The organism is Micromonospora sp. CNZ299 (assembly GCF_002754415.1).
This window is the reverse complement of record NZ_PEFG01000001.1, coordinates 7127192-7151231: the sequence shown is the minus strand read 5'-3', so window position 1 is coordinate 7151231 and position 24040 is coordinate 7127192. Positions and strand designations below refer to the sequence as shown.

General features: G+C 71.9%; 26 protein-coding genes. 19 read left to right on the top strand and 7 right to left on the bottom strand.

Features of this window, described 5'->3' with window-relative positions:
- The first annotated feature begins 11 nt into the window (after positions 1 to 11).
- The 4 genes from rplU (at position 12) to CLT68_RS32390 (ending at position 2678) form a co-directional block, all read left to right on the top strand.
- The gene (gene rplU / locus CLT68_RS32405) at positions 12 to 326 is read left to right on the top strand and encodes a 50S ribosomal protein L21 (RefSeq protein WP_007464063.1); all 315 of its coding nucleotides are present in this window, start codon (positions 12 to 14) and stop codon (positions 324 to 326) included.
- 11 nt (positions 327 to 337) lie between these two features.
- Positions 338 to 592, top strand: coding sequence for a 50S ribosomal protein L27 (gene rpmA, locus CLT68_RS32400; RefSeq protein ID WP_074313740.1), 255 nt, complete (start codon positions 338 to 340; stop codon positions 590 to 592).
- Between the two features lie 93 nt (positions 593 to 685).
- Positions 686 to 2158 (top strand): GTPase ObgE, encoded by a 1473-nt coding sequence (gene obgE / locus CLT68_RS32395; RefSeq protein WP_099856606.1) that lies wholly within the window; start codon positions 686 to 688, stop codon positions 2156 to 2158.
- 70 nt (positions 2159 to 2228) lie between these two features.
- Positions 2229 to 2678: a GNAT family N-acetyltransferase gene (locus CLT68_RS32390; RefSeq protein ID WP_088951956.1), complete on the top strand. Its 450-nt coding sequence runs from the start codon at positions 2229 to 2231 to the stop codon at positions 2676 to 2678.
- A 15-nt stretch (positions 2679 to 2693) separates the two neighbouring features.
- Here the strand turns inward: CLT68_RS32390 and CLT68_RS32385 are convergent, their stop codons facing one another.
- Both CLT68_RS32385 and CLT68_RS32380 read right to left on the bottom strand, forming a co-directional pair.
- Positions 2694 to 3353, bottom strand: coding sequence for a DUF6766 family protein (locus CLT68_RS32385; RefSeq protein ID WP_099856604.1), 660 nt, complete (start codon positions 3351 to 3353; stop codon positions 2694 to 2696).
- 65 nt (positions 3354 to 3418) lie between these two features.
- Positions 3419 to 3910, bottom strand: a complete 492-nt coding sequence (locus CLT68_RS32380) for a DUF4383 domain-containing protein (RefSeq protein WP_099856602.1) — start codon at positions 3908 to 3910, stop codon at positions 3419 to 3421.
- Positions 3911 to 4140: 230 nt separating this feature from the next.
- Between CLT68_RS32380 and CLT68_RS32375 the strand changes: the two genes are divergently transcribed.
- Genes CLT68_RS32375 through CLT68_RS32365 form a run of 3 tightly spaced genes read left to right on the top strand, consistent with a single transcriptional unit; the run spans position 4141 to position 6108 of the window.
- Positions 4141 to 4962: a hypothetical protein gene (locus CLT68_RS32375; RefSeq protein WP_099856600.1), complete on the top strand. Its 822-nt coding sequence runs from the start codon at positions 4141 to 4143 to the stop codon at positions 4960 to 4962.
- A 31-nt stretch (positions 4963 to 4993) separates the two neighbouring features.
- Entirely contained in the window at positions 4994 to 5461 is a 468-nt protein-coding gene (locus CLT68_RS32370; RefSeq protein WP_099856598.1) for a phage holin family protein, read from the top strand.
- Positions 5458 to 6108 (top strand): DUF3618 domain-containing protein, encoded by a 651-nt coding sequence (locus tag CLT68_RS32365; RefSeq protein WP_099856596.1) that lies wholly within the window; start codon positions 5458 to 5460, stop codon positions 6106 to 6108. Before CLT68_RS32370 ends, CLT68_RS32365 begins: the two co-directional genes overlap by 4 nt.
- A gap of 67 nt (positions 6109 to 6175) precedes the next feature.
- Here CLT68_RS32365 and CLT68_RS32360 read toward each other — a convergent pair whose 3' ends face one another.
- Positions 6176 to 7222, bottom strand: coding sequence for a glycosyltransferase family 2 protein (locus CLT68_RS32360; RefSeq protein ID WP_199177189.1), 1047 nt, complete (start codon positions 7220 to 7222; stop codon positions 6176 to 6178).
- Between the two features lie 158 nt (positions 7223 to 7380).
- Between CLT68_RS32360 and CLT68_RS32355 the strand changes: the two genes are divergently transcribed.
- Positions 7381 to 8019 carry a cyclase gene (locus CLT68_RS32355; protein WP_099856594.1) on the top strand — a complete coding sequence of 213 codons (639 nt, stop codon included), beginning with the start codon at positions 7381 to 7383 and terminating at the stop codon, positions 8017 to 8019.
- Positions 8016 to 9185, top strand: coding sequence for a zinc-dependent alcohol dehydrogenase (locus CLT68_RS32350; RefSeq protein WP_099856592.1), 1170 nt, complete (start codon positions 8016 to 8018; stop codon positions 9183 to 9185). Before CLT68_RS32355 ends, CLT68_RS32350 begins: the two co-directional genes overlap by 4 nt.
- Before the next feature lie 104 nt (positions 9186 to 9289).
- Here the strand turns inward: CLT68_RS32350 and CLT68_RS32345 are convergent, their stop codons facing one another.
- Positions 9290 to 10537 (bottom strand): cytochrome P450, encoded by a 1248-nt coding sequence (locus CLT68_RS32345; RefSeq protein WP_099856590.1) that lies wholly within the window; start codon positions 10535 to 10537, stop codon positions 9290 to 9292.
- 159 nt (positions 10538 to 10696) lie between these two features.
- On the opposite strand from CLT68_RS32345, the gene CLT68_RS32340 reads away from it, so the two are divergent.
- On the top strand, positions 10697 to 11098 hold the full coding sequence (locus CLT68_RS32340; RefSeq protein ID WP_099856588.1) for a hypothetical protein: 402 nt from the start codon (positions 10697 to 10699) through the stop codon (positions 11096 to 11098).
- 58 nt (positions 11099 to 11156) lie between these two features.
- Here the strand turns inward: CLT68_RS32340 and CLT68_RS32335 are convergent, their stop codons facing one another.
- Entirely contained in the window at positions 11157 to 11375 is a 219-nt protein-coding gene (locus tag CLT68_RS32335; protein WP_030336536.1) for a DUF397 domain-containing protein, read from the bottom strand.
- Between the two features lie 69 nt (positions 11376 to 11444).
- Here CLT68_RS32335 and pepN point away from each other — a divergent pair, with 69 nt between their 5' ends.
- Complete coding sequence (gene pepN, locus CLT68_RS32330) at positions 11445 to 13961, top strand: aminopeptidase N (protein WP_099856586.1); 2517 nt, start codon at positions 11445 to 11447, stop codon at positions 13959 to 13961.
- Between the two features lie 84 nt (positions 13962 to 14045).
- Here the strand turns inward: pepN and CLT68_RS32325 are convergent, their stop codons facing one another.
- Both CLT68_RS32325 and CLT68_RS32320 read right to left on the bottom strand, forming a co-directional pair.
- On the bottom strand, positions 14046 to 15260 hold the full coding sequence (locus tag CLT68_RS32325; protein WP_099856585.1) for an FAD-dependent monooxygenase: 1215 nt from the start codon (positions 15258 to 15260) through the stop codon (positions 14046 to 14048).
- A gap of 153 nt (positions 15261 to 15413) precedes the next feature.
- Positions 15414 to 16133 carry a PadR family transcriptional regulator gene (locus tag CLT68_RS32320; RefSeq protein WP_099856584.1) on the bottom strand — a complete coding sequence of 240 codons (720 nt, stop codon included), beginning with the start codon at positions 16131 to 16133 and terminating at the stop codon, positions 15414 to 15416.
- A gap of 270 nt (positions 16134 to 16403) precedes the next feature.
- On the opposite strand from CLT68_RS32320, the gene nadD reads away from it, so the two are divergent.
- From nadD to CLT68_RS32280, 8 genes are all read left to right on the top strand, one after another.
- On the top strand, positions 16404 to 17000 hold the full coding sequence (nadD, locus tag CLT68_RS32315) for a nicotinate-nucleotide adenylyltransferase (RefSeq protein WP_088951954.1): 597 nt from the start codon (positions 16404 to 16406) through the stop codon (positions 16998 to 17000).
- Between the two features lie 110 nt (positions 17001 to 17110).
- On the top strand, positions 17111 to 17518 hold the full coding sequence (gene rsfS / locus CLT68_RS32310; RefSeq protein WP_088949720.1) for a ribosome silencing factor: 408 nt from the start codon (positions 17111 to 17113) through the stop codon (positions 17516 to 17518).
- Complete coding sequence (locus tag CLT68_RS32305) at positions 17515 to 18174, top strand: histidine phosphatase family protein (RefSeq protein ID WP_099856583.1); 660 nt, start codon at positions 17515 to 17517, stop codon at positions 18172 to 18174. Before rsfS ends, CLT68_RS32305 begins: the two co-directional genes overlap by 4 nt.
- A gap of 48 nt (positions 18175 to 18222) precedes the next feature.
- Positions 18223 to 19077 carry a DegV family protein gene (locus CLT68_RS32300; protein ID WP_099856581.1) on the top strand — a complete coding sequence of 285 codons (855 nt, stop codon included), beginning with the start codon at positions 18223 to 18225 and terminating at the stop codon, positions 19075 to 19077.
- Positions 19078 to 19081: 4 nt separating this feature from the next.
- On the top strand, positions 19082 to 19855 hold the full coding sequence (locus tag CLT68_RS32295) for an SDR family NAD(P)-dependent oxidoreductase (RefSeq protein WP_099857902.1): 774 nt from the start codon (positions 19082 to 19084) through the stop codon (positions 19853 to 19855).
- Positions 19856 to 20074: 219 nt separating this feature from the next.
- Positions 20075 to 20449: a VOC family protein gene (locus CLT68_RS32290; RefSeq protein WP_099856580.1), complete on the top strand. Its 375-nt coding sequence runs from the start codon at positions 20075 to 20077 to the stop codon at positions 20447 to 20449.
- 238 nt (positions 20450 to 20687) lie between these two features.
- Positions 20688 to 21515, top strand: a complete 828-nt coding sequence (locus CLT68_RS32285) for a ComEA family DNA-binding protein (protein ID WP_486482403.1) — start codon at positions 20688 to 20690, stop codon at positions 21513 to 21515.
- On the top strand, positions 21512 to 23920 hold the full coding sequence (locus CLT68_RS32280) for a ComEC/Rec2 family competence protein (protein ID WP_099856578.1): 2409 nt from the start codon (positions 21512 to 21514) through the stop codon (positions 23918 to 23920). The genes CLT68_RS32285 and CLT68_RS32280 overlap by 4 nt, the downstream gene beginning before the upstream one ends.
- Positions 23921 to 24040: the final 120 nt, after the last annotated feature.

Genomic DNA, 24040 nt, shown 5'->3' with positions numbered 1-24040 from the left:
GTCCGCCTCCGATGTACGCGATCGTCAAGACCGGCGGCAAGCAGTACAAGGTCGCCGAGGGCGACGTGATCGAGGTCGAGAAGCTCACCGGTGCCCCCGGTGACGCGGTGAAGCTCACCGCGGTGCTCCTCGTCGACGGTGACGACCTGGTGACCGACGCGGCGAAGCTTGCCGAGGTCGCGGTGTCCGGCGAAATCGCCGCGCACACCAAGGGCCCGAAGATCCGGATCCACAAGTTCAAGAACAAGACCGGCTACCACAAGCGCCAGGGTCACCGCCAGCCGTTGACCCAGGTCAAGGTGACCGGCATCTCCAGCGGGAAGTAGGTCGTCCTCCAATGGCTCACAAAAAGGGTGCGTCCAGCTCGCGTAACGGTCGTGACTCCGCGGCCCAGCGACTCGGCGTGAAGCGCTTCGGTGGTCAGGTTGTCAGCGCCGGTGAGATCCTCATCCGGCAGCGCGGCACCAAGTTCCACCCCGGTGACCTGGTCGGCCGTGGCGGCGACGACACGCTGTTCGCGCTGTCGGCCGGTGCGGTCCTGTTCGGCACCAAGCGCGGTCGCAAGACCGTCAGCATCGTTCCGCAGCAGTAGTTCTCGAGCCAAGCGGGCCGCGGACCTACGGGTCCCGGCCCGTTTGGCTTTTTTCGAAGTGCGGGGTTGGACCTCGCTGGAAGGATTGACGCCGTGGCAACGTTCGTTGACCGGGTCGTTCTGCATCTGCAGGCCGGCGATGGCGGGCACGGTTGTGCCTCGATCCACCGCGAGAAGTTCAAGCCCTTCGGCGGGCCGGACGGCGGCAACGGCGGGCACGGCGGCAGCGTGTCGCTGGTGGTCGACCCGCAGGTGACCACGCTGCTCGACTTCCACTTCCACCCGCACGTCAAGGCCGACAACGGCAAGGGCGGCGCCGGGTCGAACCGGGACGGGGCCAACGGTCACAACCTGGTGCTCAAGGTGCCCAACGGCACCGTGGTGCAGACCACCGACGGCACCGTGCTGGCCGACATGGTCGGCGCCGGCACCACCTTCGAGGTGGCCCGCGGTGGGCGCGGCGGGCGGGGCAACGCCTCGCTGGCCAACGCCAAGCGCAAGGCTCCGGGCTTCGCCGAGCTGGGCGAGCCCGGCGACCAGCTGGACATCGTGCTGGAGCTCAAGAGCGTCGCCGACGTGGGTCTGGTGGGTTTCCCGTCGGCCGGCAAGTCGTCGCTGATCTCGGTGATCTCCGCGGCCAAGCCGAAGATCGCCGACTACCCGTTCACCACCCTGGTGCCCAACCTCGGTGTGGTCCGGATGGACAACCACACCTTCACCGTCGCTGACGTCCCGGGTCTGATCCCGGGTGCGGCGACCGGCAAGGGTCTGGGCCTGGAGTTCCTGCGGCACATCGAGCGCTGCGCGGTGCTGGTGCACGTCATCGACTCGGCGACCCTGGAGCCCGGGCGTGACCCGGTCGCCGACATCGACGCCATCGAGGCGGAGCTGAGCCAGTACGGCGGGCTGGCCGACCGCCCGCGGCTCGTGGCCGTGAACAAGGTCGACGTGCCGGACGGCCGGGACCTCGCCGAGATCGTGCGCCCCGACCTGGAGGAGCGCGGCTACCGGGTGTTCGAGGTGTCCGCGGCCACCCGGGAGGGGCTCAAGGAGCTGACCTACGCGATGGCCGACCTGGTCGAGGCCGAGCGCAAGGCCGCGCCGCCCGCCGAGCCGACCCGGATCGTGATCCGTCCGATGGCCGTGGACGACGACGGCTTCACCATCACGGCCGAGGCGGACGGCTCGTTCACCGTGCGCGGTGTCCGGCCGGAGCGCTGGGTCAAGCAGACCAACTTCGACAACGACGAGGCGGTCGGCTACCTGGCCGACCGGCTGGCCCGGCTCGGGGTGGAGGACAAGCTGGCCAAGGCCGGCGCGCAGCCCGGTGACCTGGTCCGGATCGGCGCGCGCGAGTTCGACTGGCAGCCGACGCTGTTCGCCGGCGTGGACTTCGTGCCCGGTAACCGGGGCACCGACGTCCGCCTGGAGGAGAAGTCGAACCGGGCCTCGGCGGCGGACCGGCTCGCCGCCCGTAAGGCCCGCCGGGTGCGGTCGGCCGACGAGGTGGGCGCGGACGCGTCCGACGACCTCGACGACCTCGACGACGAGGACGACGCCGAGTAGTTCGTTGCGCTCTGTGACCGGGTTGATTTCCGGAAACCTCCGCGAAATCCACCCGTTCTAGCGTGGGGTGATGCTGATCGAGTCCCGGCCTGTCACCGATCCGGAGATCGCCGCCCTCGTCGTCGCGCAGCAGCGTGAGCTGCGCGAGGCCGATGGCGGGTTGGACGGGCAGGTCTTCATGCCGCACGACGACGTCCGCTACCTGGCCGTGGTGGTCAACGATCGGGCGGTCGCCTGCGGAGGGCTCCAGTCGCTCGACGCCGAAACCGGCGAGATCAAGCGGATGTACGTGCGGCCCGCGTACCGGGGGCGGGGCATCGCGCGCCAGTTGGTGGCCGCGCTGGAGGAGTGCGCGTTCCGACAGGGGCACTCGGTGGTCTGCCTGGAGACCGGCACCTACCTGCCGACGGCGATCGCGCTGTACACCTCGTGTGGCTACGAGCAGATCCCGGTCTACGGCGAGTACGTGAGCAACCCGTACAGCGTCTGTTTCGCCAAGCGGCTGCCGGTCGCGGCCTGAGGGTCGCGTCGCCGGTCAGGCGCCGGTGGTGGCGTGCTCGACGGTCACCGGCTTCGACTCGGGTGAGGCGTGCTGGCGCAGGACGATGCTCAGCAGGATCAGCGCACCGACCGCGAGGAACTCGCTCTGCCAGTTCTGCATGGACTGGAACCAGAAGTCGCTGGTGCCCAGGAAGTCCCACACCCCGATCGGCGGTGCGCCGCTCTGTAGCGCCTGCTCCTGGTTGTAGGCGGCGGTGCCACCGAACAGGTGACCGACGAACGAACCGGCGAAGATCAGCAGCAGCGCGATGGAGAGGCTGTTGCGGTAGATCACCAGCGGCAGACCGCCGACACGCACCGGCCAGGGCGACTGCGGGGTGGCCCGGCGCTCGTCGTCCTCCGGCCGGTCGGTCTGGTCCACCGGCTTCGACTCGGCCGACCCCCGCTGCACCAGGTGCGCGGTGAGCAGCACGTACCCGCCCATCTGGAGGAACTCCGACTCCCAGTTCTCGAAGACCGACTCGATGAAGTGCCCGCTGGTCAGGTACGCCGGCCAGCTCAGCGGCGCGGCACCGAACTCGGTCAGCTCCTCATTGTGGGTCTGCCAGCCGAAGACGCTCTGCAACACGAGGAAGACCAGGAAGGCCCCCAACATGGCGACGGCCAGGCCGTTGTCGCGTAGCCAACGAGGCATGACGTACCTCCTTCGGCGGTCGATTACCCCTGCCGGCGTGGCGACGAAACCACCGAAGCTCCAGGTCAGTGCCGTTCGGCGGGATTGTCGAGGCGCCCGCCGGTGCCTGCCTGGTTCGACAGCAGCAGCCCGAGCGCGAGCATCCCGAAGCCGAGCGCGAGGTGCAGCCAGTTGTCGGCGTCGTTCAGTGGCAGGATGTTCGCCCCGCTCTCCGGGTTGATCGCCTCGATCCCCAGGCCGTACAGCCACAGAGCGAGGTAGATCGCGCCGCCGGCGGCCAGGAACACGCGGGCACCGGCGATGCTGCGGGCCATCACGAGGCCGACCAGCCCGAAGAGCAGGTGCACCGCGTTGTGCAGGATCGACACCTGGAACAGCCCCAGCAGCCGGGCGTCCGAGTGGTGTCCGGCGAATCTCAGCTCGCCGTAGTCGGTGGTGATGCCGGGGATGAAGCCGAGCACGCCGATCAGCAGGAAGACCCCGGCGACGGCCAGCGCGGCCAGCTGGACCCGGGGTCGGGGGCCCGCCCGTCGGCCACCTCGCGCGTCTCGTGCCATCGCTGCCCCCTCCATGGATCTGCCAGCACCCGCGAACCTCACTGTCCGCAGCGGCGACGTGACGCAGCCCGACGATCCTCCATTTTGAAGTCGGATCGGCAGGTCCCGCAGAGAAATGCACGAAGAGGTATGGAAGCCAAAACGGAGGGTAGGTGAATGGTCAGCGGCTGCGGCAACGCACCGCATCCCCCCAGCACAACCGCGACGACTTTCCGAGCGGAAGGGAAATCATGTCTTACGATCTTTCACCCACGTCTTCCACGTACGGGCAGGAGTCGACGAACGGCGGTGGCGTTCGCGACCAGGCCCGCCAGGTCGGTTCCGAGGCCGCGCAGGCTGGCGGTGCGGTCGCCCAGACCGCCAAGGAGCAGGGCACCGAGGTTGGCCGCGAGGCGGCCCGGCAGGCCCGCAACCTGTACGGCGAGGCCCGCACCCAGCTCGCCAGCCAGACCGGTGAGCAGCAGCGCCGGGCCGCCGGTGGGCTGCGTTCGCTGGCCGACGAGATGCGCTCGATGGCCGAGCAGGGTGGCCAGGCCGGCCCGGTGACCGAGCTGGCCCGCCAGGCCGCCGACCGGGTGCACGGCGTCGCCGGCTGGCTCGAGGAGCGCGAGCCCGGCGACATGATCACCGAGGTACGCGACTACGCGCGGCGCAACCCGGGCACCTTCCTGGTCGGCGCGGCGGTTCTCGGCGTGTTGGCCGGCCGGCTGACCCGCAGCATCTCCTCCGCTGGCGACGACTCCGGCAACGGATCTTCGGCCTACCGGGGCGCCGGTGCGTACGACCCGGAGCAGACCGCCGTGATCCCGACGCCGCCGCCGGCACCCCGCGCGGCGCCGGACGTCACCCCGGCGGGCGGTTACCTCGACCCGACCCCCGGCACGTACACCGAGCCGACCCCCGGCGGTTACACCGACCCGACCCCCGGCGGTTACACCGCGCCGGCTCCCGGTGGTTACACCGAGCCGACCGGCACCGGGCAGCCGCTGCCGCCGGTGACCCAGACCGACCCGCTGCCGGGCGTGCCGTCCAGCGGCAGCCCGCGCCCGTGAGTCGCCGAGTCATCCGAAGGGAGGCGACGGCATGAGCATGCCGACGCAGGGGCCCGGACTGGGCTCCGGATACCACCTCGACGAGGGTGCTTCGCACACCGCCGCAGAGGTGAAGGGCAGCTCGCTGGGTGACCTGATGCGTCAGGTCACCACCGACCTGTCGACGCTGATGCGTCAGGAGGTCGAGCTGGCCAAGGCGGAGATCCGCCAGGAGGGCAAGAAGGCCGGCAAGGCCGCCGGCCTCTTCGGCGGGGCCGGCTTCGGCGGCTACATGGTGGCCCTCTTCGTGTCCATCGCCGTCTGGCAGTTCCTGGACAACGTCATGGACTCCGGTCTGGCCGCGCTGATCGTGGCCGTGATCTGGGCCGTGGTCGCCGCCGTCCTCTACTCCAAGGCGAAGCAGAACGCCCAGCACGTACGCGGGCTCAAGCAGACCAACGACAGCGTGCAGCGGATCCCCGACGCGCTCAAGCCGCACCCGGAGGGAGTCACCCGATGAGCACCGATCCCGATCAGATCCGCCGCGAGATCGAAGCCACCCGTAACAGCCTCAGCTCCGATGTGGACGCGCTGGCGTACAAGGTCAGCCCCAGCCGCATCGTCGACGACCGTAAGCAGCGGGCCCGTTCCGCTCTGCAGAATGTGAGGGACAAGGTCATGGGAACCGCGTCTGACCTCGGCCACGGCACCGGCCAGGCCGCCCACTCGGTGGGTGACCGCGCCTCGTCGGCGGCCTCCAGCGTCAGCGACGCCGCGCAGTCGGCGGCGACCACTGTCAGCGATGCCGCCCACAGCGCTCCGCGGGTGATCCGGCAGAAGTCCCAGGGCAACCCCCTCGCCGCCGGCCTGATCGCGTTCGGGGTCGGCTGGCTGGCCTCGTCGCTGATCCCGGCCTCCCGCCGTGAGCAGCAGGCCGCGACCCAGCTCAGGGAGCGGGTCAGCGAGCACAGCGGTGCGGTGACCGAGAAGCTTGGCGAGGTGGCCAACGAGCTCAAGGAAGAGCTGCGCGAGCCGGCCCAGCAGGCCGCTCAGTCGGTGAAGTCCACCGCCCAGGACGCCGTGCACGCGGTCAAGGACGACTCGACGTCGGCCGCGCAGGACGTCAAGGACCAGGCCCAGCAGGCCCGGCACCAGGTCAACTCCTGACCCCACGCCAATCCCGACAGCTCGCGGCCACCTCGGTGACCGCGAGCTGTCGCGTTGTGGGGTCAGGTCAGTGGCGGCGGCGTCGCAGGGCGCGCGTCGGGTGGGCGGCCCGGCGGATTCGGGTGTCGCCGTAGCGGACACCGCCGAACAGAAACCGCTGGCCGACCGCGAGCCAGCCGCACACGCCGCGCTCCAGCAGCCAGACCGGAGCCGCCAACGCCGTGGCCGCAGGGAAGACGGTGGTGCCGCCGGCGCGACGGCGACCCACCTCGGCGAGGGCCACGGTGCCGGCCGCCGCGCCGAGCACCAGCGCGGGCCGCCGGGCCGCGACCGCCGCGGCCAGCGCCGGCAGGACCGCGAGCGCGGTCAGCAGGCGGGCCGGCTGGGCCAGATCGTCGTACGCCTGACGGACCCGTTGACCGCGGAAGTGCGCGGCGTCGGGAGGCAGCCGGCGTACGTAGAGCCAGGCCGGCGCCGCCTCGGTGCCGTCGTTCGCGCGCAGGGTGCGGATCAGCTCCAGGTTCTCGAAGAGCACGTCCGGGTCGTAGCCGCCGATGGCGAGGAAGGTGCTGCGACGCACCGCGAGGGTCCCCGGGTAGTCCGCGCCGAGCGCCCTGTTGAGCAGCGTCCGGCCGGTGTCCCACCAGGCGTGCCAGGGCAGCGGGTCGAAGTAGTTCTGCGGTCGCACCAGGTCGACCCGGTCCAGCAGCCGGTGCACGGCGGTCAGCCCGGCCTCGTCGTACCGGACGTCGTCGTCGGCGATCACCACGTGCTCGTGACCCGCCGCGTGCACACCGGTGCGTACGCCGAGCACCTTGCCGTTGAGCCCGCGAGTGGTGGCGTCGGGCGGGAGGTGACGGACCAGCCCCCGCCAGGCGTCGGCGTGCCGCGCGAACAGGTCCGGTGCGGAGCCGTCGACCACGATCACGTCGACCCGGTCGGCCAGCCACCGCAGGTAGCCGGTCAGCTCGGCCAGGCCGGTGTCGGCGTGCCAGCGCAGCGGCAGCACGTACGTCATCGGCAGACGGACCGGCGACGTGCTGGCGCGGCCGTGTTCGACATCCCACCGGCGCGCGGCGCGCCGGGCGTCACCAGGTGGGCTGAACAGGGACATCGACGTGCCTCCTCGGCAGGACTTCGTGAAACGGTGGCTGAGCAGCACGTGCCCGCATTCCCGCTGATCAAACGGACGTGTTGTTTCGACCGCCCGACGCCGGGTAGCGCTGCCGGAAAGAGCTGTCCATACCCGGACGTCCGGGCGGAGGAGACGAGATGACCAACAACGGAACGAGATGGGCGGTGCTCGGCGTCACCGCGGTCACGGCGGTCGGTGTGGGCCGGGCGGTGGCTCGCCGTCGGCACCGGCATCAGCCGGAGCGGCAGGACGGCTGGTACGTGGTACGTCGCGGGGTGACCGTGGACCGGCCCCGGGATGAGGTGATCGGCTTCTGGACCGACCGGGAACGGCTGGACCGCGCGCTGGCCGGGTGGGCCAGCCTGGAGCAACTCGACGACCGGCGCTGGCGGTGCGTGGCTCGGGACCGGGCCGGTGGCGACACCGAGTGGCGGGCGGAGATCACCGTCGACGGGCCCGGCACGCTGCGGTGGTGGGTCGAGGACGGGCCGGTGCCGCAGGAGGGGCGGATCGAGCTGGCCGACGCGCCCCAGGGCCGGGGCACCGAGATCCGCGCCGAGCTGCGGTACCGCTCGGGCCCGGTGCGCCGGGTGTTGGGCCTGATCGGTGGGGACGACCCCGATCTGGCGCTGCGGGACACCCTGCGGCGGGTGAAGTCGCTGATCGAGTGTGGCCAGGTGATGGACACCCGCGACGACCCGTCCGGCCGCAGCCCGAGGCAGGAGAAGGCGACCGACAAGGTCCGGGAGAAGCTGATGACGGGAGGCCGGGCGTGAGGGCACTGTGTTGGGAAGGCGTCGGCAAGCTGGCGGTGCGGGACGTGCCGGAGCCCAGAATCCGCGCCGAGGGGGACATCATCGTCCGGGTCCGGGCCAGCAGTGTCTGCGGCTCCGACCTGCACCTGATCAACGGGTACCTGCCGGCGATGCGGGAGGGCGACATCCTCGGCCACGAGTTCATGGGCGAGGTGGTGGAGACCGGGCCCGGCGTACGGCAGCACAAGGTCGGTGACCGCGTGGTGGTCGGGTCGGTGGTCGCCTGCGGTGGCTGCTGGTACTGCCGCACCGAGCAGTACTCGCTCTGCGACAACTCCAACCCCCAGCCGGTGTTCACCGAGAAGCTGTGGGGGCACTCGCCGGCCGGCATCCTCGGCTACTCGCACGCCGCCGGCGGCTACTCGGGGTCGCACGCCGAGTACATCCGGGTGCCGTTCGGTGACGTGGGTGCGTTCGCGGTGCCCGACGGGGTGCCGGACGACTCGGTGGTGTTCGCCTCCGACGCGATGCCCACCGGATGGATGGCGGCGGACTTCTGTGGGCTCACCGGTGGCGAGGTGGTCGCCGTCTGGGGCGCCGGCGGCGTCGGGCAGATGGCGGCCCGGTCGGCGCAACTCCTCGGCGCCGAGCGGGTCATCATGATCGACCGCTTCCCGGACCGGCTCGCCACGGCGGCCGAGCGGGTCGGCGTCGAGACGATCAACTACGCGGAGACGGACGTGCTGGAGGCGCTACGGGAGCTGACCGCCGGCCGTGGGCCGGACGCCTGCATCGAGGCCGTCGGCATGGAGTCACACGACGTCGGACCGACCTACGCGTACGACCGGACGAAGCAGGCGGCGCGGTTGCAGACCGACCGGCCGACCTCCGTACGCCAGGCGATCATGGCCTGCCGTAAGGGTGGCACGGTGAGCATCGTCGGGGTGTACGCCGGTCTGGTGGACAAGTTCCCGCTCGGCGCGGCCATGAACAAGGCCCTGGTGCTGCGGATGGGGCAGATGCACGCGCAGCGCTACATACCGATGCTGCTCGACCGGCTCGCGGCCGGCGAGATCGACCCCGGCTACCTGGCCACCCACCCGATCTCCCTGGAAGAGGGCGCACACGGCTACGAGCTGTTCGAGAAGAAGCAGGACGGCTGTCTCCGCAGCGTGCTGCACCCCTGACCCGCTGGGCACGCCGCCTCGCCGGTCACCCCGAACGACCGGCGAGGCGGAGGTCAGGCGGTGCTGAGCGTCAGGCGGTGCTGAGCGTCAGGCGGTGCTGAGCGTCAGGCGGTGCGACGGATGTTGGTGAGGGTCAGGCCGAGGGGCGGCAGCGCCGGCATCCGGTGCAGGTCCAGGGCCAGGTCCTGGACGGGCACGTCGTAGTGCATGGTGCTGGTCAGGTTGGTGACCGCCCGCTTCATCAGGTCGATGGTGATCCACTCCCCCGCGCAACGGTGCCCGGCCCAGTGGTCACCGCCGCCCTGCGGGATCAGCTCGAACGGGTCCACGCGTCGGTCGGCGAACCGATCCGGTCGGAACAGCTCCGGCTCCGGCCAGAGGGTCGGGTGGTGGTTGGTGCCGTACAGGTCGAGAAGGACCCGTCGCCCCCGGGGAAAGTGGTGGCCCTGCCAGTCGAAGGAATGCCGGACCCGGGCTGCCGCGATCGGGAAGAACGGGTAGTAGCGGCGTACTTCCTGGACGAAGTTCTCGGTGGCCTCGCCGTCGCCGCGGACCCGTTCCCGCCAGCCTGGATGGTCGTGCAGGGCGAGCGCGGCGAACGCGATGTACTGGTCCACGGCGACCACCGGCCGCAGCACGTTGAGCAGTTCCACAGCCGCGACCCGGCGGGGGAGCAGCCGGCCCTGCCGGTCGCGGTGTTCGGCGATCACGGCCAGGGCGCTGCCGGGCGGCGCCGGAAAGAGACCGATCCGGGTCCGCTCGATGAGGTCGCCGAGCCAGCGTTCGGCGCGACGACGGGCGAGCCGTCCCCGCCAGTGCCGGGGGCCGACCGCCGCCGGAGCCTCGATCATCGAGTGCAGCTCGACGGCGCGTCGTTCAACCTGGGACGTGGGCAGCGGCACCCCCGCCCAGGCGCAGACCACCCGGGTCAGCAACCGGCCGAGCTCGTCGTAGAGCGGCAGCGGCCCGGCGGCCTCCCAGGCGGGGATCCGCGCCTGCCACTCCTCGTCGAAGAGTTGGCCGAGTTGCCGGATGGCGTTCGGCGTCATGATCGACATGAACATGGCCTTGCGGTCGGCGTGCTCCGGCCCGTCCAGCCCCTGCACGCCACGCCGACCGGTGAGGGTCCGCTGCACCCGCAACGGCATGGCGGTCGCGCGCTGGAAGCGGTCGTTGTCGTAGAACAGCACCGCCGCCGGCCGGCCGCGCAGGCAGATGGTCGGGGCGAGCAGGATCCGGGTCTGGAAGACGTCGCTGCCGTACCGCTCGCAGCGTTCGCCGATGAACCGGTAGCCGGCCCGGAGCAACGCGAGGGTGCTGTCCGGGCTGCGGTCGGCCGGCATGGTCGCCATCGGGTCTCCTCACGCGCGGGTGCGGCCGGTCGCCACCGGCCGGCTGCGTGTACCCCCGTCACGGCCGCTGAATCCCCGCGTCGACGGCACGCCGGCTGGCCCCTCCCAGGGGCAGCGGAACCTGGTTTGCTGCTGGTGGGGCAACCACGGGGAGGGCGGATGCGCGACAACACATCACCGCACTGGCGGCAGCGACGAGCGGTCGGTGCGCTGGGCGGAGGCCGCGACGCGCGGCCACTCATCGGGCCGCCCCGGCGGCCCACCCGGCCACACCGCTTCTTCACCGTGCACCTGGGCTTCACCGCCCCCAGCGTGGTCGAGGCACGCGAGCTGGCCGTGGCGTACGCGGAGGCGCTCAACCTGCTCCGCCCGGAGGTGGCGCTCGGGGCGGCTGCCCTGTCACCGGCCGATGCCTGGCAGCGGGCTGAGCGGCTGTTCTGCGGTGCGCTCGGCCCGGACGGCGAGCGCTGCGTCGATGTGGCGGATCATCCCGGCTTCCACCACGCCCCGGGCCCCGGCGGTCTCGGCTGGGGCGACGGCGACGGCCCCGCCCGTGACTGACCGCCAACCCGGGGTCGCCGGTCCCGGGTCGACGGCCACCGCCCGCCGGCGGGCACGATCAGTCCAGGTCAAACTCGCCGTCCTGCGCGCCGGCCACGAACGCGTCCCACTCGGCCTGCGTGAAGACCAGCACCGGCCCGTCCGGCTCGGCCGAGTTGCGCATCCCGATCAGATCGTCGACGAAGGCGACCTCTACGGCGCTGTCGGAGGTGTCCCCTTCGGCCCGCTGCCAGACCGCCCGAGAGAGGTCGAAGTCGCCCTTGGGGTGCTGCGCCATTGTTCTTTCCTCCAGTGCCGAGGGTCGTGTGGTGACCGGGTGCCGATCCCCATCGGGCAGGATAAGCGGATGCCGAGCCTGACCCGTGTAGAGGCGACCGCGCGTGGCGCGGCGATTACTGTCGAGTCCTATCAGGTGGACCTTGACCTGACCGGTGGCACCGAGCTGTTCCGCTCCCGCGTCGAGATCCGGTTCCGGGCGACCGCCGGCACCGCGACCTTCGCCGAGGTCAAGCCCGCAAAACTTCTTGGCGTACGCCTCAACGACCGCGACCTCGACCCCGGTCTGCTCACCGACAACCGGCTGCCGCTCGACGACCTGCTCGCGGACAACACGCTGGTCGTCGAGGCGGAGATGGCGTATTCCAGGACGGGCGAGGGGATGCACCGCTTCGTCGATCCGGCCGACGGCGAGACCTACCTCTACGCGATGTCCTTCCTCGACAACGTGCAGCGCATCTTCGCCGCGTTCGACCAGCCCGACCTCAAGGCGCCGTTCACCCTCTCGGTGACCGCTCCGCCGGAATGGACGGTGTCCGGCAACGCCGAGGTGGCCGCCAATCCCGCGCCCGGTCGTTGGGAGTTCGCACCAACCGCGCCGTTGGCCACATACTTCTTCTCGCTGATCGCCGGTCCGTACCACGTCCGGCGGGCCGAGCACGACGGCGTGCCGCTGGGCATCTACTGCCGCCGGTCGCTCGCCGAGCACCTGGACGCGGACGCCGAGGAGATCTTCACCGTCACCCGGCAGTGCCTGGACCGGTTCCACCAGCTCTTCACCGAGCGCTACCCGTTCGGCAAGTACGACCAGGCGTTCGTGCCCGAGTTCAACGCCGGCGCGATGGAAAACCCGGGCATCGTCACCTTCCGCGACGACTACGTGTTTCGCTCGGCAGTCACCGACAGCCAGCGCGAGCTGCGGGCCACCACCATCGCGCACGAGATGGCGCACATGTGGTTCGGGGACCTGGTCACCATGCGCTGGTGGGACGATCTGTGGTTGAACGAGTCCTTCGCGGAATACCTGGGCACCCGGGTCACCGCCGAGGCGACCCGCTTCGACCAGGCGTGGACCACCTTCGCCATGCGCCGCAAGGCCTGGGGTTACGCCGCCGACCAGCGCCCCTCCACCCACCCGGTCGCCCCGGACGAGGTGGCCGACACCGACGAGGGCCTGCTCAACTTCGACGGCATCTCGTACGCCAAGGGCGCCAGCGTGCTCCGGCAACTGGTCGCGTGGCTCGGTGACGAGGCGTTCCTCGCCGGCCTGAACGCGCACTTCGCGGCGCACCGCTTCGGCAACGCCACCCTCGACGACCTGCTGGCCAGCCTCTCCACCGCCAGCGGGCGGGACCTGTCCGGTTGGGCCGAGCTGTGGCTGCGCCGGCCACAGGTCAACACCCTGCGTGCCGAGGTCGCCGTCGATGCCGACGGCCACTACGCCGAGGTGGCCGTGGTGCAGACCGCGCCCGAGTCACACCAGGTGCTGCGCCCGCACCGCATCGGCGTGGGCCGCTACTCGATGGACGGCACCGTCGAGCGCGACGAGGTGGACATCGACCCCGCCGCCGACGGTGGCCGCACGGTGCTGGGTGAGCTGACCGGCGCCCCGGCGGCCCGGCTGCTCCTGCTCAACGACGGTGACCTCAGCTTCGCCAAGGTGCGCCTCGACCCGGCGTCGGCGGACGCCGTTCCGCTGGTGCTGCCCGGGCTGACCGACCCACTGGCGAGGGCGGTGCTCTGGAGCGAGGCGCTGGACGCGGCGACCGACGGGGAGCGGCCGGTCACCGGCCTCGTCGAGCTGATGGTCGCCGCGCTGCCGGCCGAAACCGAGGTGATCATCGCGGAGGACGTGCTGACCCTCAGCCGGTCGCTGATCGACCGCTATCTCGACCCACTGGCCCGGTCCACGGCGCTGGCCCGGGTCGCCGGGGCGTGCCAGCGGCTGCTCGACGGTGCGCAGGCGGGGGAGTCGCTGCAACTCGCCGCAGCCCGCGGCTGGATCGCCGCGACCACCGACGCGGACCTGCTCGTCGGCTGGCTCGCAGGCCGGGACGTGCCGTCCGGCCTGAAGGTCGACGCGGAGCTGCGCTGGGCGGTGCTGCGCCGGCTGGTGGTGCTCGGCGCCGCCGGCGAGGCGGAGATCGCCATCGAGGCAGCCGCCGACAACAGCTCCACGGGGGCGGAACGGGCCGCCCGCTGCCGGGCCGCCCTGCCCGACCCGGCCGCGAAGGAGGCAGCCTGGGAGATCATCGTGCGGGACACCGAGCTGTCCAGCCGGCCGTTGGAGGCGACCGCCGAAGGGTTCTGGCAACCCGAACAGGCCGAGCTGACCTCCGCGTACATCGATCGGTACTTCGCGGACATGCCGACCGCCGCGCGTCGGCGTACCCCCTGGACGGCCGACCGGGTCGCGGCCCTGGCGTTCCCCCGCTATGCCGTGGCGCAGCCGACCCGGGAAGCGGCCGCGGCGCTGCTGGCCCGCGATGACCTGACCCCCGGCCTACGCCGGGTGGTGACCGACGCCGACGACGACCTGCGCCGCGCGCTGGTCGCCCGAACGGCGGTGGCCGCCGCGTCCGCATAGGGCTGGTTGGGCGCGGGGTCCGGGACGGGCGATCCCCGACTCCCGGACCCCGACTCGATCAGGAAGTGCTCCCGCGCCCGTAGCTCAGCTCAGCGCGGGCTCCGCCGTGACCGGCGCGTCCCAGTCGATGACGTACCGCTGCTCGTGGGCGATCGTCTTCTCCGGGTCCATTGCGGTGCGCACCAGCAGGGGCATCAGCAACGGCATCAGGGTCTGGCCGACCGGCCCCGGCGCCTTGGTGTGGTTGATCCGCGCCGCGCGAGCGGCGACCTTCTCCACCCGGGAGCGGCGGAGCCGGTCGAACGCGGCGAACGCCGACGCCACGTCCGGTAGGTCACGCAGACAACGGGCGAGCTGCACCGCGCTCTCGATGGCCAGTGACGCGCCCTGCCCGGAGCTGTTCGACGGTGCGTGCGCCGCATCGCCGACCAGCACCATCCGACCCCGGTGCCAGTGCGGCACCGGCGGCATGATCTGCAACGCCCCGACCACCTGGAGCTCGTCCGCCGTGCTGGTCGCCATCAGCTCCCGGCCCGGGTCGTCGTCGCCGTAGGTGTCGCGCAGCGTGGCCAGCCACTTCGTCGACGGCACCGTGCGGGCCTCGACCAGGCTCATCGGCCGCTGGTACGGCAGGTTGGCCCCCCACCGGGTGCCACCGCCCGGCTCCGGCCAGTAGAGGTAGTAGCCGCGGCGCCCGAACGCGAACGTCATAGTGCCCGGCTCCGCGTCCACCTCGTGCCGCGCCACCGCCTCGAAGCCGAGCAGGCCGGTGAACCGGGGACCGGGTGCGGCCGGGTCGATCAGGCCACGAACGGTCGACCGGATGCCGTCGGCACCGATCAGGACGTCGGCGGTGGCGGTGCTGCCGTCCTCGAAGCGGGCGGTCACGCCGCCCTCCGACTGCTCGGCGTCGACCAGGCGCTTGCCGTACGCGAAACCGACCCCCTCGGCGACCGCCTGGTCGTGCAGGGCCCGATGCAGCTCGGCGCGGTGCACCACGCGCAGCGGTGGCACTCCGCTCAGCGTGGGCAGATCGATGCGGCGTCGGCCGACCGCCATCACGCTGCGCGTGATCGGGGTGGCGGCCGCCGTCACCGCCTGGTCCGCGCCGACCGTACGTAGGGCCGCCACGCCGTTGGGCGCGAGCGCGAGGGTGCCGCCGATGCCGCCAACTCCGCTGGCGGTGGCCGGGTACGCCTCGTGGACGGTCGCCCTGATGCCGGCGCGGCGCAGCGCTAGTGCCGTCACCGGTCCGGCGATGCCGCCGCCGATGACGATCGCGGTTCGTACCGTGGTCATGCTCTTCTCCCTGAGGTGTGTGGTCGCGTGCGACCGACCTGGGAGGGAGCCCGGTTATCCTCTGGTTGCCGCTTCGGGCCGGGCGCCTTCCCAGGCATCGGTTCGGGGTAAGGGCTCCGGCGGGGTGTTGGCGCACCCCGCCGGAGCCGTTCTTCAGTCGGCTTCCCGGCTGCTGGTTGTCGGGGTGCTGGCTTTCTGTGTGGTGGTGTTGTTGCGTTCGGCGGTGGCTTTCGCGGTGGTGGTTCTCTCGGACAGCTCGGTCAGCTCCGCGGGCATCTCGCCGGTCTCGTGGAAGGCCCGCCAGGTGTCCAGCCCCGGGTAGCTGCCCGAGGTCAGCTCCGCGAGCAGCCCCCGCAGCCAGGAGGCCTCCGCGTCGCGCATGGCGAGGTCGTACTCCGACTCCACCAGGAACAGCCGCGGAACCTCCCGCAGGTGCGCGTCGAGCGCTTCCCGGTCCTGGCGGATCATGTCCTCCAGCAGGTCGAGCCGTTGCCGCAGCAGGGCGGCAGCCTCGTCGGGATGCAGGGCGGCGAGAACGGACAGGCCGGCCCGGAAACGGGGATGCTCGGGCATCGGCGTGGAGACCAGCTCGCGGGCCCAGTCGACCAGCTCCGCCCGCCCCGCATCCGTGATGCGGTAGACGGTGCGTTCCGGGCGCCGACCCTCGCGGACGCTCTCCACCGCTTCGATCATGCGGTGTTTGTCCATGTTGCGGATCACCGTGTAGAAGGACCCCCACTTGAACTCCATGTCCTGGTCCTTGCCCCAGGCACGCAGTGCGGTGGCGATCTCGTACGGGTGCATCGGCCGCTGGACCAGGGCAGACAGCACGGCCAGCGCCAGCAGGTTGCCGACCTTGCGCCGCTTCTGCACGACGTCTCCTCTGCTCGCGGACGATTACTCGTAGACGAGTATATGCCCGCGCCGGCTTGCCCCGCGACCCTCACACGGCCCGCGGCTTGATCGACTCCGTTTTCACGAAACCGGGGTGTCCGATCCGGCGTGACACCCCGGTTTCCAGAAAGCCGAGTCGATCAGCGCCAAGCCGAGTCTTCTGCCCGGCAGGCTGCCATCCGGTGGCCTGACGTGCGCCCGATGCCGGGCCCCAACGGCGCCCCACGACGTCCGGCCTACGATCACGGGGTGGAGGAAGACATCCGGCGGATCGGGATCATGGGTGGCACCTTCGACCCGATCCACCACGGGCACCTCGTCGCGGCCAGTGAGGTGGCGGACCGGTTTGGTCTGGACGAGGTGGTTTTCGTCCCCACCGGTCAGCCGTGGCAGAAGGCTGACGAGCCGGTCAGCCCGGCCGAGGACCGGTACCTGATGACGGTCATCGCCACCGCCTCCAACCCCCGCTTCCAGGTCAGCCGGGTCGACATCGACCGCAGTGGCCCCACCTACACGGTCGACACCCTGCGTGATCTTCAGGCCGAGTACGGCCCCAAGGTGCAGCTGTTCTTCATCACCGGCGCGGACGCGTTGCAACGCATCCTGTCGTGGAAGGACCTGGACGAGATCTTCGAGCTGGCCCACTTCGTCGGGGTGACCCGGCCCGGCTTCCAGTTGACCGACAAGCACCTTCCGGCCGACACCGTCAGTCTGATCCAGGTGCCCGCGATGTCCATCTCGTCGACCGACTGCCGCGCTCGGGTCGCCCGTGGTGAGCCGGTCTGGTATCTGGTGCCCGACGGTGTGGTGCAGTACATCGCCAAGCGGCGCCTCTATCAGGGCTGATCACGCCCGGTATGGCCCGGTCTGTGCGCTTGACCGACCAGAACTGACCGGTCGGGGTGTCGCCGGGTATGAGACGCTTGGAGGATCGCACGCTTGATCTAAGGAGAACGGTGACAGTTTCCGAACGCGCTCACGAGCTGGCTATCGCGGCTGCCCAGGCCGCTGCCGACAAGAAGGCGCAGGACATCACGATCATCGACGTCGGCGACCAGCTCGCCATCACCGACGCGTTCGTGCTCGCCGCCGCCCCCAACGAGCGTCAGGTGCTGGCCATCGTCGACGCCATCGAGGCGAGCCTGCTGGAGCTTCCGGAGAAGGCGAAGCCAGTGCGGCGTGAGGGCGAGCGCGGTGGTCGCTGGGTGCTGCTCGACTACGTCGACATCGTGGTGCACGTCCAGCACACCGAGGAGCGCGAGTTCTACGCGCTCGACCGGCTCTGGAAGGACTGCCCCACCATCCCGTTCGTCGACCGCGACCTGGTCGAGGCCGACGCCAGCGGGTCCGCCGCAGCAGAATGACCCGGCTGATCGTCTGGCGGCACGGCAACACCGACTGGAACGCCGCCAACCGCGTGCAGGGGCAGACCGACGTACCCCTGAATGAGCTGGGCCGCGACCAGGCCCGCGCCGCCGCCCCGCTGCTCGCGGCGCTGAGGCCCGACGCGATCGTGTCCAGCGACCTGAGCCGCGCCGCGGAGACCGCTGGCGCGCTCGCCGCGCTGACGGGCCTTCCGGTTCGCACTGACGCCCGGCTGCGCGAGCGGCACTTCGGTCAGTGGCAGGGTCTGCACCTCACCGAGGTCGCCGAGCGCTTCCCCGAGGAGTACGCGCGATGGCGGGCCGGCGACCCCGATCCGGGTGCGGACCTGGAGCCTCTGCACGGCCTCGGCGAGCGGGTCGGCGCCGCGTTGCGGGAAGCGGCCGAAGCGGCACCGGGCGGCACCGTGGTGATCGCCACCCACGGTGGTGGCTCCCGGCAGGGCATCGGCCACCTGCTCGGTTGGGACACCAGCGTGCTGCGCACCATCGGCTCCCTGGCCAACTGCCACTGGAGCGAGCTACGGCACGACGACCGCGCGCCGGCTGTCGGGCGTCCGCAGGACGTCCGGGGCTGGCAGTTGCGGGCGCACAACGTCGGCCTGGTCACCGCCCCGGTCGTCGTCGACGCGATCTGAACGCTTCCGCCTCGTCGTTCGACCTCTCGATCGGCTAGCGTGCCGGGCATGCCCGTCGCGGTTGTCATCGACTCCACCGCCTACCTTCCGCCCGAGCTGGTGCAGGCGCACCGGCTGACCGTCGTTCCGTTGACCGTCGTGCTCAACGGCGCGGAAGGGCTGGAGGGGGTGGAGACCCAGCCGGCCGACGCCACCCTGGCGCTGAGCGCCCGGCGGGTCACCGCGACCACCTCCCGGCCGGCACCCGAGCAGTTCGCCCGCACGTACCGCCGACTGCTCGACGACGGCGCCGACGGCGTCGTCTCGGTGCACATCTCCGCCGCCCTGTCCGGCACGGTGGAGGCGGCCCGGCTCGCCGCCGCCGACTTCGACGGCCGCGTCGAGGTCGTGGACAGTCGCTCCACGGGCATGGGGCTCGGCTTCCCGGCCATCGCGGCAGCCACCGCCGCCCAGGCGGGCGCCGACCTGACCGGGGTACGCGACGCGGCGCTCGCCGCCGTCGCCCGCACCACCGTCTGGTTCTACGTCGACACGCTGGAGTTCCTTCGCCGAGGCGGCCGGATCAACGCCGCCGAGGCGCTGCTGGGGACCGCCCTGTCCGTCAAGCCGATCATGCACATGCCGGACGGGGCGATCGTGCTGCGGGAGAAGGTCCGCACCGCCAGCCGTGGAGTGGCCCGTCTCGTGGATCTGGCCGTCGAGGCGGCCGGGGACGACGATGTGGATATCGGTGTGCATCATCTGGCCGCGCCGCAGCGGGCCGAGGCGTTGCTCGCCGCGCTGACCGGACGGTTCGGTGACCGGCTGCACGACACGTACGTCTCCGAGGCGGGTGCGGTCGTCGCCGCGCACGCGGGCCCAGGTCTGGCCAGCGTGGTCGTCCACCGCAGGCCGGCCGGCTGAGCCGATGGCGACGTCCTGTGTGGTCACCGGCGGTGGGCGTGGTGTCGGCCGGGCCGTGGTGGAGCGCCTGGTGGCGACCGGTGTCACGGTCGTCGTGCTGGAGCGCGACGCGGACGCGGTCGACTGGCTGACCGGGCACCCGGCCGCCGACCGGCTCGTCGCCATGATCGGCGACGCCGCCGACGAGCAGGTGGCCGAGCACGCCGCCGAGCTGGCCGAACGCGCCGCGCCGCTGTCCGGCTGGGTGAACAACGCGGCGGTCTTCCGCGACGCCGCCCTGCACTCCGCCTCCGCCGACACGGTGCTGGAACTGATCGAGCTGAACCTACGCCCGGCAGTGGTGGGCGCCGCGGTGGCCGTACGCCGGTTCCTGGCCCGGGCCGCCGGCGGCGCGATCGTCAACGTCTCGTCGCACCAGGCCCGCCGGCCGGTGTCAGGCGCCTTGCCGTACGCGACGGCGAAGGCCGCGGTGGAGGGGCTGACCCGGGCGCTGGCCGTCGAGTACGGGAGGCACGGAATTCGTGCCAACGCGGTCGCGCTCGGTTCGATCGCCACCGAGCGGCACGCCGACTTCCTGGCCGCGCAGGAACCCTCCCAGGCTCAGTGGATCGACGCCGAGCTGACCCGGCTGCACCCGGTGGGACGCATCGGGCGGGTCGATGAGGTGGCCGAGGCCGTCGCGTACCTGCTGTCACCTGCGGCGAGCTTCGTCAACGGGGTGGTCCTGCCGGTGGACGGGGGACGGGCCGTGCTCGGCCTCGACCCGGAGGCCCGCTGACGGCGTACCCGTCGGGTAGCCTGGTTGCGCGCCCCAGATGGGCCTACCCCCCGGAGGTTCTGGCTACTTCAGCCACCACGCCGAGATCGACGCGATGCACGCGTCTCTCGTGCGGAATCCGGGCGTCGGTGCCCTCGGGGGGTCGTCATGGGTGTGGCTGGCTGAGCGCTGTGGGCTTCCGGTCGGGTCTTCGGATCAACCGGGAAGAAGACGGTACGCATGACAGTCACGTTCAACCACACCATCATCGCCACGAAGGACAAGCAGGCTTCGGCCGCGTTCTACCGGGAGTTGTTCGAGCTGCCGGAGGCGCCGTCGTGGGGGCCGTTCGTCAACGTCCAGCTGGACGAGGGTGTGCTGCTCCAGTTCGCCGAGCCGCCGGTGGACATCCAGATGCAGCACTACGCGTTTCTCGTCGACGACGAGTTGTTCGCCCGGTGCCTGGCGTTCGTCCAGGGGCGCGGCATCACGTACTGGGCCGACCCCCAGCTGAAGCGTGAGGGCGAGACCAACACCGAGCACGGTGGACGGGGCTTCTACTTCATGGACCCGGCGGGCCACGCCATCGAGATCATCACCCGGCCGTACGTGTAGCGAGCGGCGTCGACGGCACCGGCACTCGGGACCCACATAGGTGTGAGCGTGATGCCTCAGGGTCATCTTGATGACTCAGAGGCATCACGCTCATGGGCTGATCCGGCTTGGCCTCGTCGGTGAGGTGTGCCCCTAGCAGATCGTGCGGTGATCAGGGCGTTGTCCACAGGACGCCGGTTGTCCACAGAGGGGAGGACGGCTCGCCCCGTAGCGCTGTCCTCCGCTCTAGCGTCGGGCCGTGTCGCACGACGAGGAGACAGAGGTCCGCCAACGCCTGCGCTGGCTGACCGACCCGCCGGAGGGTTCGCCGCCAATGCGGGCTGAGGTGCCGCTTGCGGGCGTACCCCCGCTGGGTGTGTTGCCGCCCCGGGCCGATGCGCCGCCCGCTGAGTCTGACGCGCGCGGCGCATCGGCTGGCCTCGCGGCCGGGCCCGGGTCGCGGCTGCCCGGGCCTGGGGCGTTCGACCCCGGGCGGCGCGGCGTGCGGGCGTTGGCGGTCGTCGCCGTGGTGGTCGTGCTGGGCGCGGCCGGTTGGGCCTGGCGGTCACGCCCGCAGTCGGAACCGGTCGCCCCGCTGGTCAGCGTGGCCGCTTCTGCCGCACCGGCCGAGCAGCCCAGCGCGTCCGGCTCCGGCGAGCTGGTGGTGGCGGTCGCGGGGAAGGTTCGCAAGCCAGGGCTGGTGCGGTTGCCGGCCGGGTCCCGGCTCGCCGACGCGGTGCAGGCGGCTGGCGGCGCGCTGCCCGGTGTCGACGTGGCGTTGCTCAACCCTGCCCGCAAGGTCACCGACGGTGAGTTGATCGTGGTCGGGGTGACGCCACCGCCGGTGCCGGGTGGTGCGGCCGGGCCATCCGGCGGTGCGGCCGGGCCCGCCGCCGGGCCGTTGAACCTGAACACCGCCACGTTGGCCCAGCTCGACGCGCTGCCCGGGGTCGGGCCTGTCCTCGCCCAGCGGATCCTCACCCATCGCGACCAGCACGGTGGGTTCAAGGCCGTCGGCGACCTGCGCCAGGTCGACGGGATCGGCGATGCGCGGTATGAGCAGCTCAAGGACCTGGTGACGGTGTGAGCGGCGGTGCCCCGAGGCCGTCGGACGGTGCCGGTGGCGTTCCAGCCGAGACCTCCCCGCCGGACCTGCGGCTGGCCGGGTTGGCGGTGGCCGCCTGGCTCACCGCGCTCGCCGGCCTGCACCTCGGCGCCGGCCCACTTCTGGCGGTCACCGTGGCGGCGGCCGGCGTGACGACGGCGGGCGCCCTGCACCTGCTCGGTGGCCTCGGCCATCCCCGGGCCGCTGTCCGCCGCTACGGCTGGATCGCCGTCGCGGTCGGCCTCGGCGTGGTCTGCGGAGGAGCGGCCACCGCAGCCCGGCTCGCCGTCCGCGACGCACCGCCGATCCGTGCCCTTGCCGAACAGCGCGCTTCGGTCACCGCCGACCTGGTGGTCCGGGACGATCCGCGTCCGATCCGCAGCGCCGGTCGGCCCGGCATGTTGCTGGTGTCGACGGAACTGATCCGGCTCACCGGCCCGGACGGCCGACGCGTCGACGCGTCGGTGCGGCTGCTCGTCCTGACGACCGACCCGGCCTGGCGGGGCCTGCTGCCCGGGCAACGCCTCACCGCCGACGGCCGGCTCGGCGTTCCGCGCGGTGGTGACCTCACCGCGGCGGTGCTCAGCACCGACGGCCCTCCGGAGCGGCACGGTGCGTCGTCCTGGGCGCAGCGCGCCGCCGGGACGCTCCGCGCCGGCCTGCAACGAGCCTGTGCACCGCTGCCCGACGATCCGGGTGGGCTGCTGCCGGGTCTCGTGGTGGGGGACACCAGCCGATTGCCACCCGCCGTCGAGGAGGACTTCCGCGCCACTGGGATGACACACCTCAACGCCGTTTCGGGAAGCAACGTGGCAATCGTCGTAGGCGCGGTGTTGCTGCTGGCCCGGTGGGCGCGGGCCGGCCCGTGGCTCGCCGCCGGGCTGTGCGGGGTGGCGCTGGTGGGCTTCGTCATCCTGGTCCGGCCGTCACCGAGCGTCGTACGGGCCGCCACGATGGGGGCGATCGGGCTGGCAGCGCTGGCTGCCGGTCGTCCTCGTGCCGCGCTGCCCGCGTTGGCCGCCGCCGTCACCGTGCTGGTCCTGGTGGACCCGGAGCTGGCCGGTGATCCCGGTTTCGCGCTCTCCGTGCTGGCCACCGGTGGCCTGTTGTTGCTCGCGCCGCGCTGGCGGGACGGGCTGCGGCGGCGAGGTGTGCCGCCCGGCCTGGCGGAGGCGCTGGCCGTGCCGGCGGCGGCGCAGCTGGCCTGCGGGCCGGTCGTCGCCGGCATCTCCGGCACGGTCAGCCTGGTGGCGGTGCCGGCCAACCTGCTGGCGGTGCCCGCCATCGCGCCGGCGACCGTGCTGGGCGTGCTGGCGGCCATGATGTCGCCGATCTGGCCGGGCGGCGCCGAGTTCCTCGCCTGGCTGGCGAGCTGGCCGGCCTGGTGGCTGGTGGTCATCGCCCACCAGGGCGCCCGCTTGCCGGGTGGCACCCTGCCGTGGCCGGGCGGGGTGCCGGGCGCCCTGCTGTTGACCGCGCTGACCGTCGCGCTGCTGATCGCGGTGCGCCGGCCACTCGTACGGCGACTCGTGGCGGTCGTCGGCGTCGCCTCGGTGCTCGGTGCGCTTCCGGTGCGGCTGGTGTTCGCCGGCTGGCCGCCGCCGGGTTGGGTGGTGGTGGTCTGCGCTGTGGGTCAGGGCGACGCCGTGGTGTTGCCGGTCGCCCCCGGTCGGGCGGTGGTGGTGGACGCCGGTCCGGAACCCGGGGCGGTGGACGGTTGCCTGCGCCGGCTCGGCGTACGGGAGGTGCCGCTGCTGGTGATCAGCCACTTCCACGCCGATCACGTGGGTGGAGTGGCCGGGGTGTTCCGGGGGCGGCGGGTCGACGCCGTGCTGGTGCCGTCCTCGACTGAGCCGGACAGCGGTCGGGACGTGGTTCGGGCGGCGGCGACTGCCGGACGGGCCGCGTCGTTCACCACGGTGTCCGGGGCCCGCCATCCGATCGGGGACGTCGACCTGCTGGTGCTCGGCCCGCCGTACCCGCTGGCCGGCACGAGGTCCGATCCGAACAACAACTCGTTGGTGCTGCTCGCCACGGTGGCCGGGGTGCGGATCCTGCTGCCCGGAGACGCGGAGACCGAGGAGCAGCACGCGATGGTGGCGCGGGCCACCCCCGGCCAGTTGCGGGCCGACGTGTTGAAGGTCGCCCACCACGGTTCGGCGTACCAGGACGTCGGTTTCCTGGACGCGGTGCGGCCCTCCGTCGCGCTGGTGCCGGTCGGCACCGGCAACACCTACGGACACCCGAGCCCTGGGCTGCTCGCGCGATTGAGCAGGGGCGGCGCTCGGGTGCTGCGTACCGACACCGATGGCGACCTTGCGGCGGTTCGGACCAGCCACGGCCTGGGTGTGGCCCGGAGAGGTGTCCCAGTGGGCCGGCGACCCTGAGCCGACGGCGGGGGAGGTGCTGATCGACTCCGGGTTGCTGATATCGCGGTATGAACAGCTGTCCGACACCGCAATATCGCTGATCCCGTGTGGATCAACTCCATGCGGTCGCTCCGGCGC

Coding starts and splice junctions, on each gene's coding strand:
- rplU (WP_007464063.1), top strand. CDS start 12: ATGTACGCGATCGTCAAGACCGGCGGCAAGCAGTACAAGGTCGCCGAG.
- rpmA (WP_074313740.1), top strand. CDS start 338: ATGGCTCACAAAAAGGGTGCGTCCAGCTCGCGTAACGGTCGTGACTCC.
- CLT68_RS32390 (WP_088951956.1), top strand. CDS start 2,229: ATGCTGATCGAGTCCCGGCCTGTCACCGATCCGGAGATCGCCGCCCTC.
- CLT68_RS32385 (WP_099856604.1), bottom strand. CDS start 3,353: ATGCCTCGTTGGCTACGCGACAACGGCCTGGCCGTCGCCATGTTGGGG.
- CLT68_RS32380 (WP_099856602.1), bottom strand. CDS start 3,910: ATGGCACGAGACGCGCGAGGTGGCCGACGGGCGGGCCCCCGACCCCGG.
- CLT68_RS32375 (WP_099856600.1), top strand. CDS start 4,141: ATGTCTTACGATCTTTCACCCACGTCTTCCACGTACGGGCAGGAGTCG.
- CLT68_RS32370 (WP_099856598.1), top strand. CDS start 4,994: ATGAGCATGCCGACGCAGGGGCCCGGACTGGGCTCCGGATACCACCTC.
- CLT68_RS32365 (WP_099856596.1), top strand. CDS start 5,458: ATGAGCACCGATCCCGATCAGATCCGCCGCGAGATCGAAGCCACCCGT.
- CLT68_RS32360 (WP_199177189.1), bottom strand. CDS start 7,222: ATGTCCCTGTTCAGCCCACCTGGTGACGCCCGGCGCGCCGCGCGCCGG.
- CLT68_RS32355 (WP_099856594.1), top strand. CDS start 7,381: ATGACCAACAACGGAACGAGATGGGCGGTGCTCGGCGTCACCGCGGTC.
- CLT68_RS32345 (WP_099856590.1), bottom strand. CDS start 10,537: ATGGCGACCATGCCGGCCGACCGCAGCCCGGACAGCACCCTCGCGTTG.
- CLT68_RS32340 (WP_099856588.1), top strand. CDS start 10,697: ATGCGCGACAACACATCACCGCACTGGCGGCAGCGACGAGCGGTCGGT.
- CLT68_RS32335 (WP_030336536.1), bottom strand. CDS start 11,375: ATGGCGCAGCACCCCAAGGGCGACTTCGACCTCTCTCGGGCGGTCTGG.
- pepN (WP_099856586.1), top strand. CDS start 11,445: ATGCCGAGCCTGACCCGTGTAGAGGCGACCGCGCGTGGCGCGGCGATT.
- CLT68_RS32325 (WP_099856585.1), bottom strand. CDS start 15,260: ATGACCACGGTACGAACCGCGATCGTCATCGGCGGCGGCATCGCCGGA.
- CLT68_RS32305 (WP_099856583.1), top strand. CDS start 17,515: ATGACCCGGCTGATCGTCTGGCGGCACGGCAACACCGACTGGAACGCC.
- CLT68_RS32300 (WP_099856581.1), top strand. CDS start 18,223: ATGCCCGTCGCGGTTGTCATCGACTCCACCGCCTACCTTCCGCCCGAG.
- CLT68_RS32295 (WP_099857902.1), top strand. CDS start 19,082: ATGGCGACGTCCTGTGTGGTCACCGGCGGTGGGCGTGGTGTCGGCCGG.
- CLT68_RS32290 (WP_099856580.1), top strand. CDS start 20,075: ATGACAGTCACGTTCAACCACACCATCATCGCCACGAAGGACAAGCAG.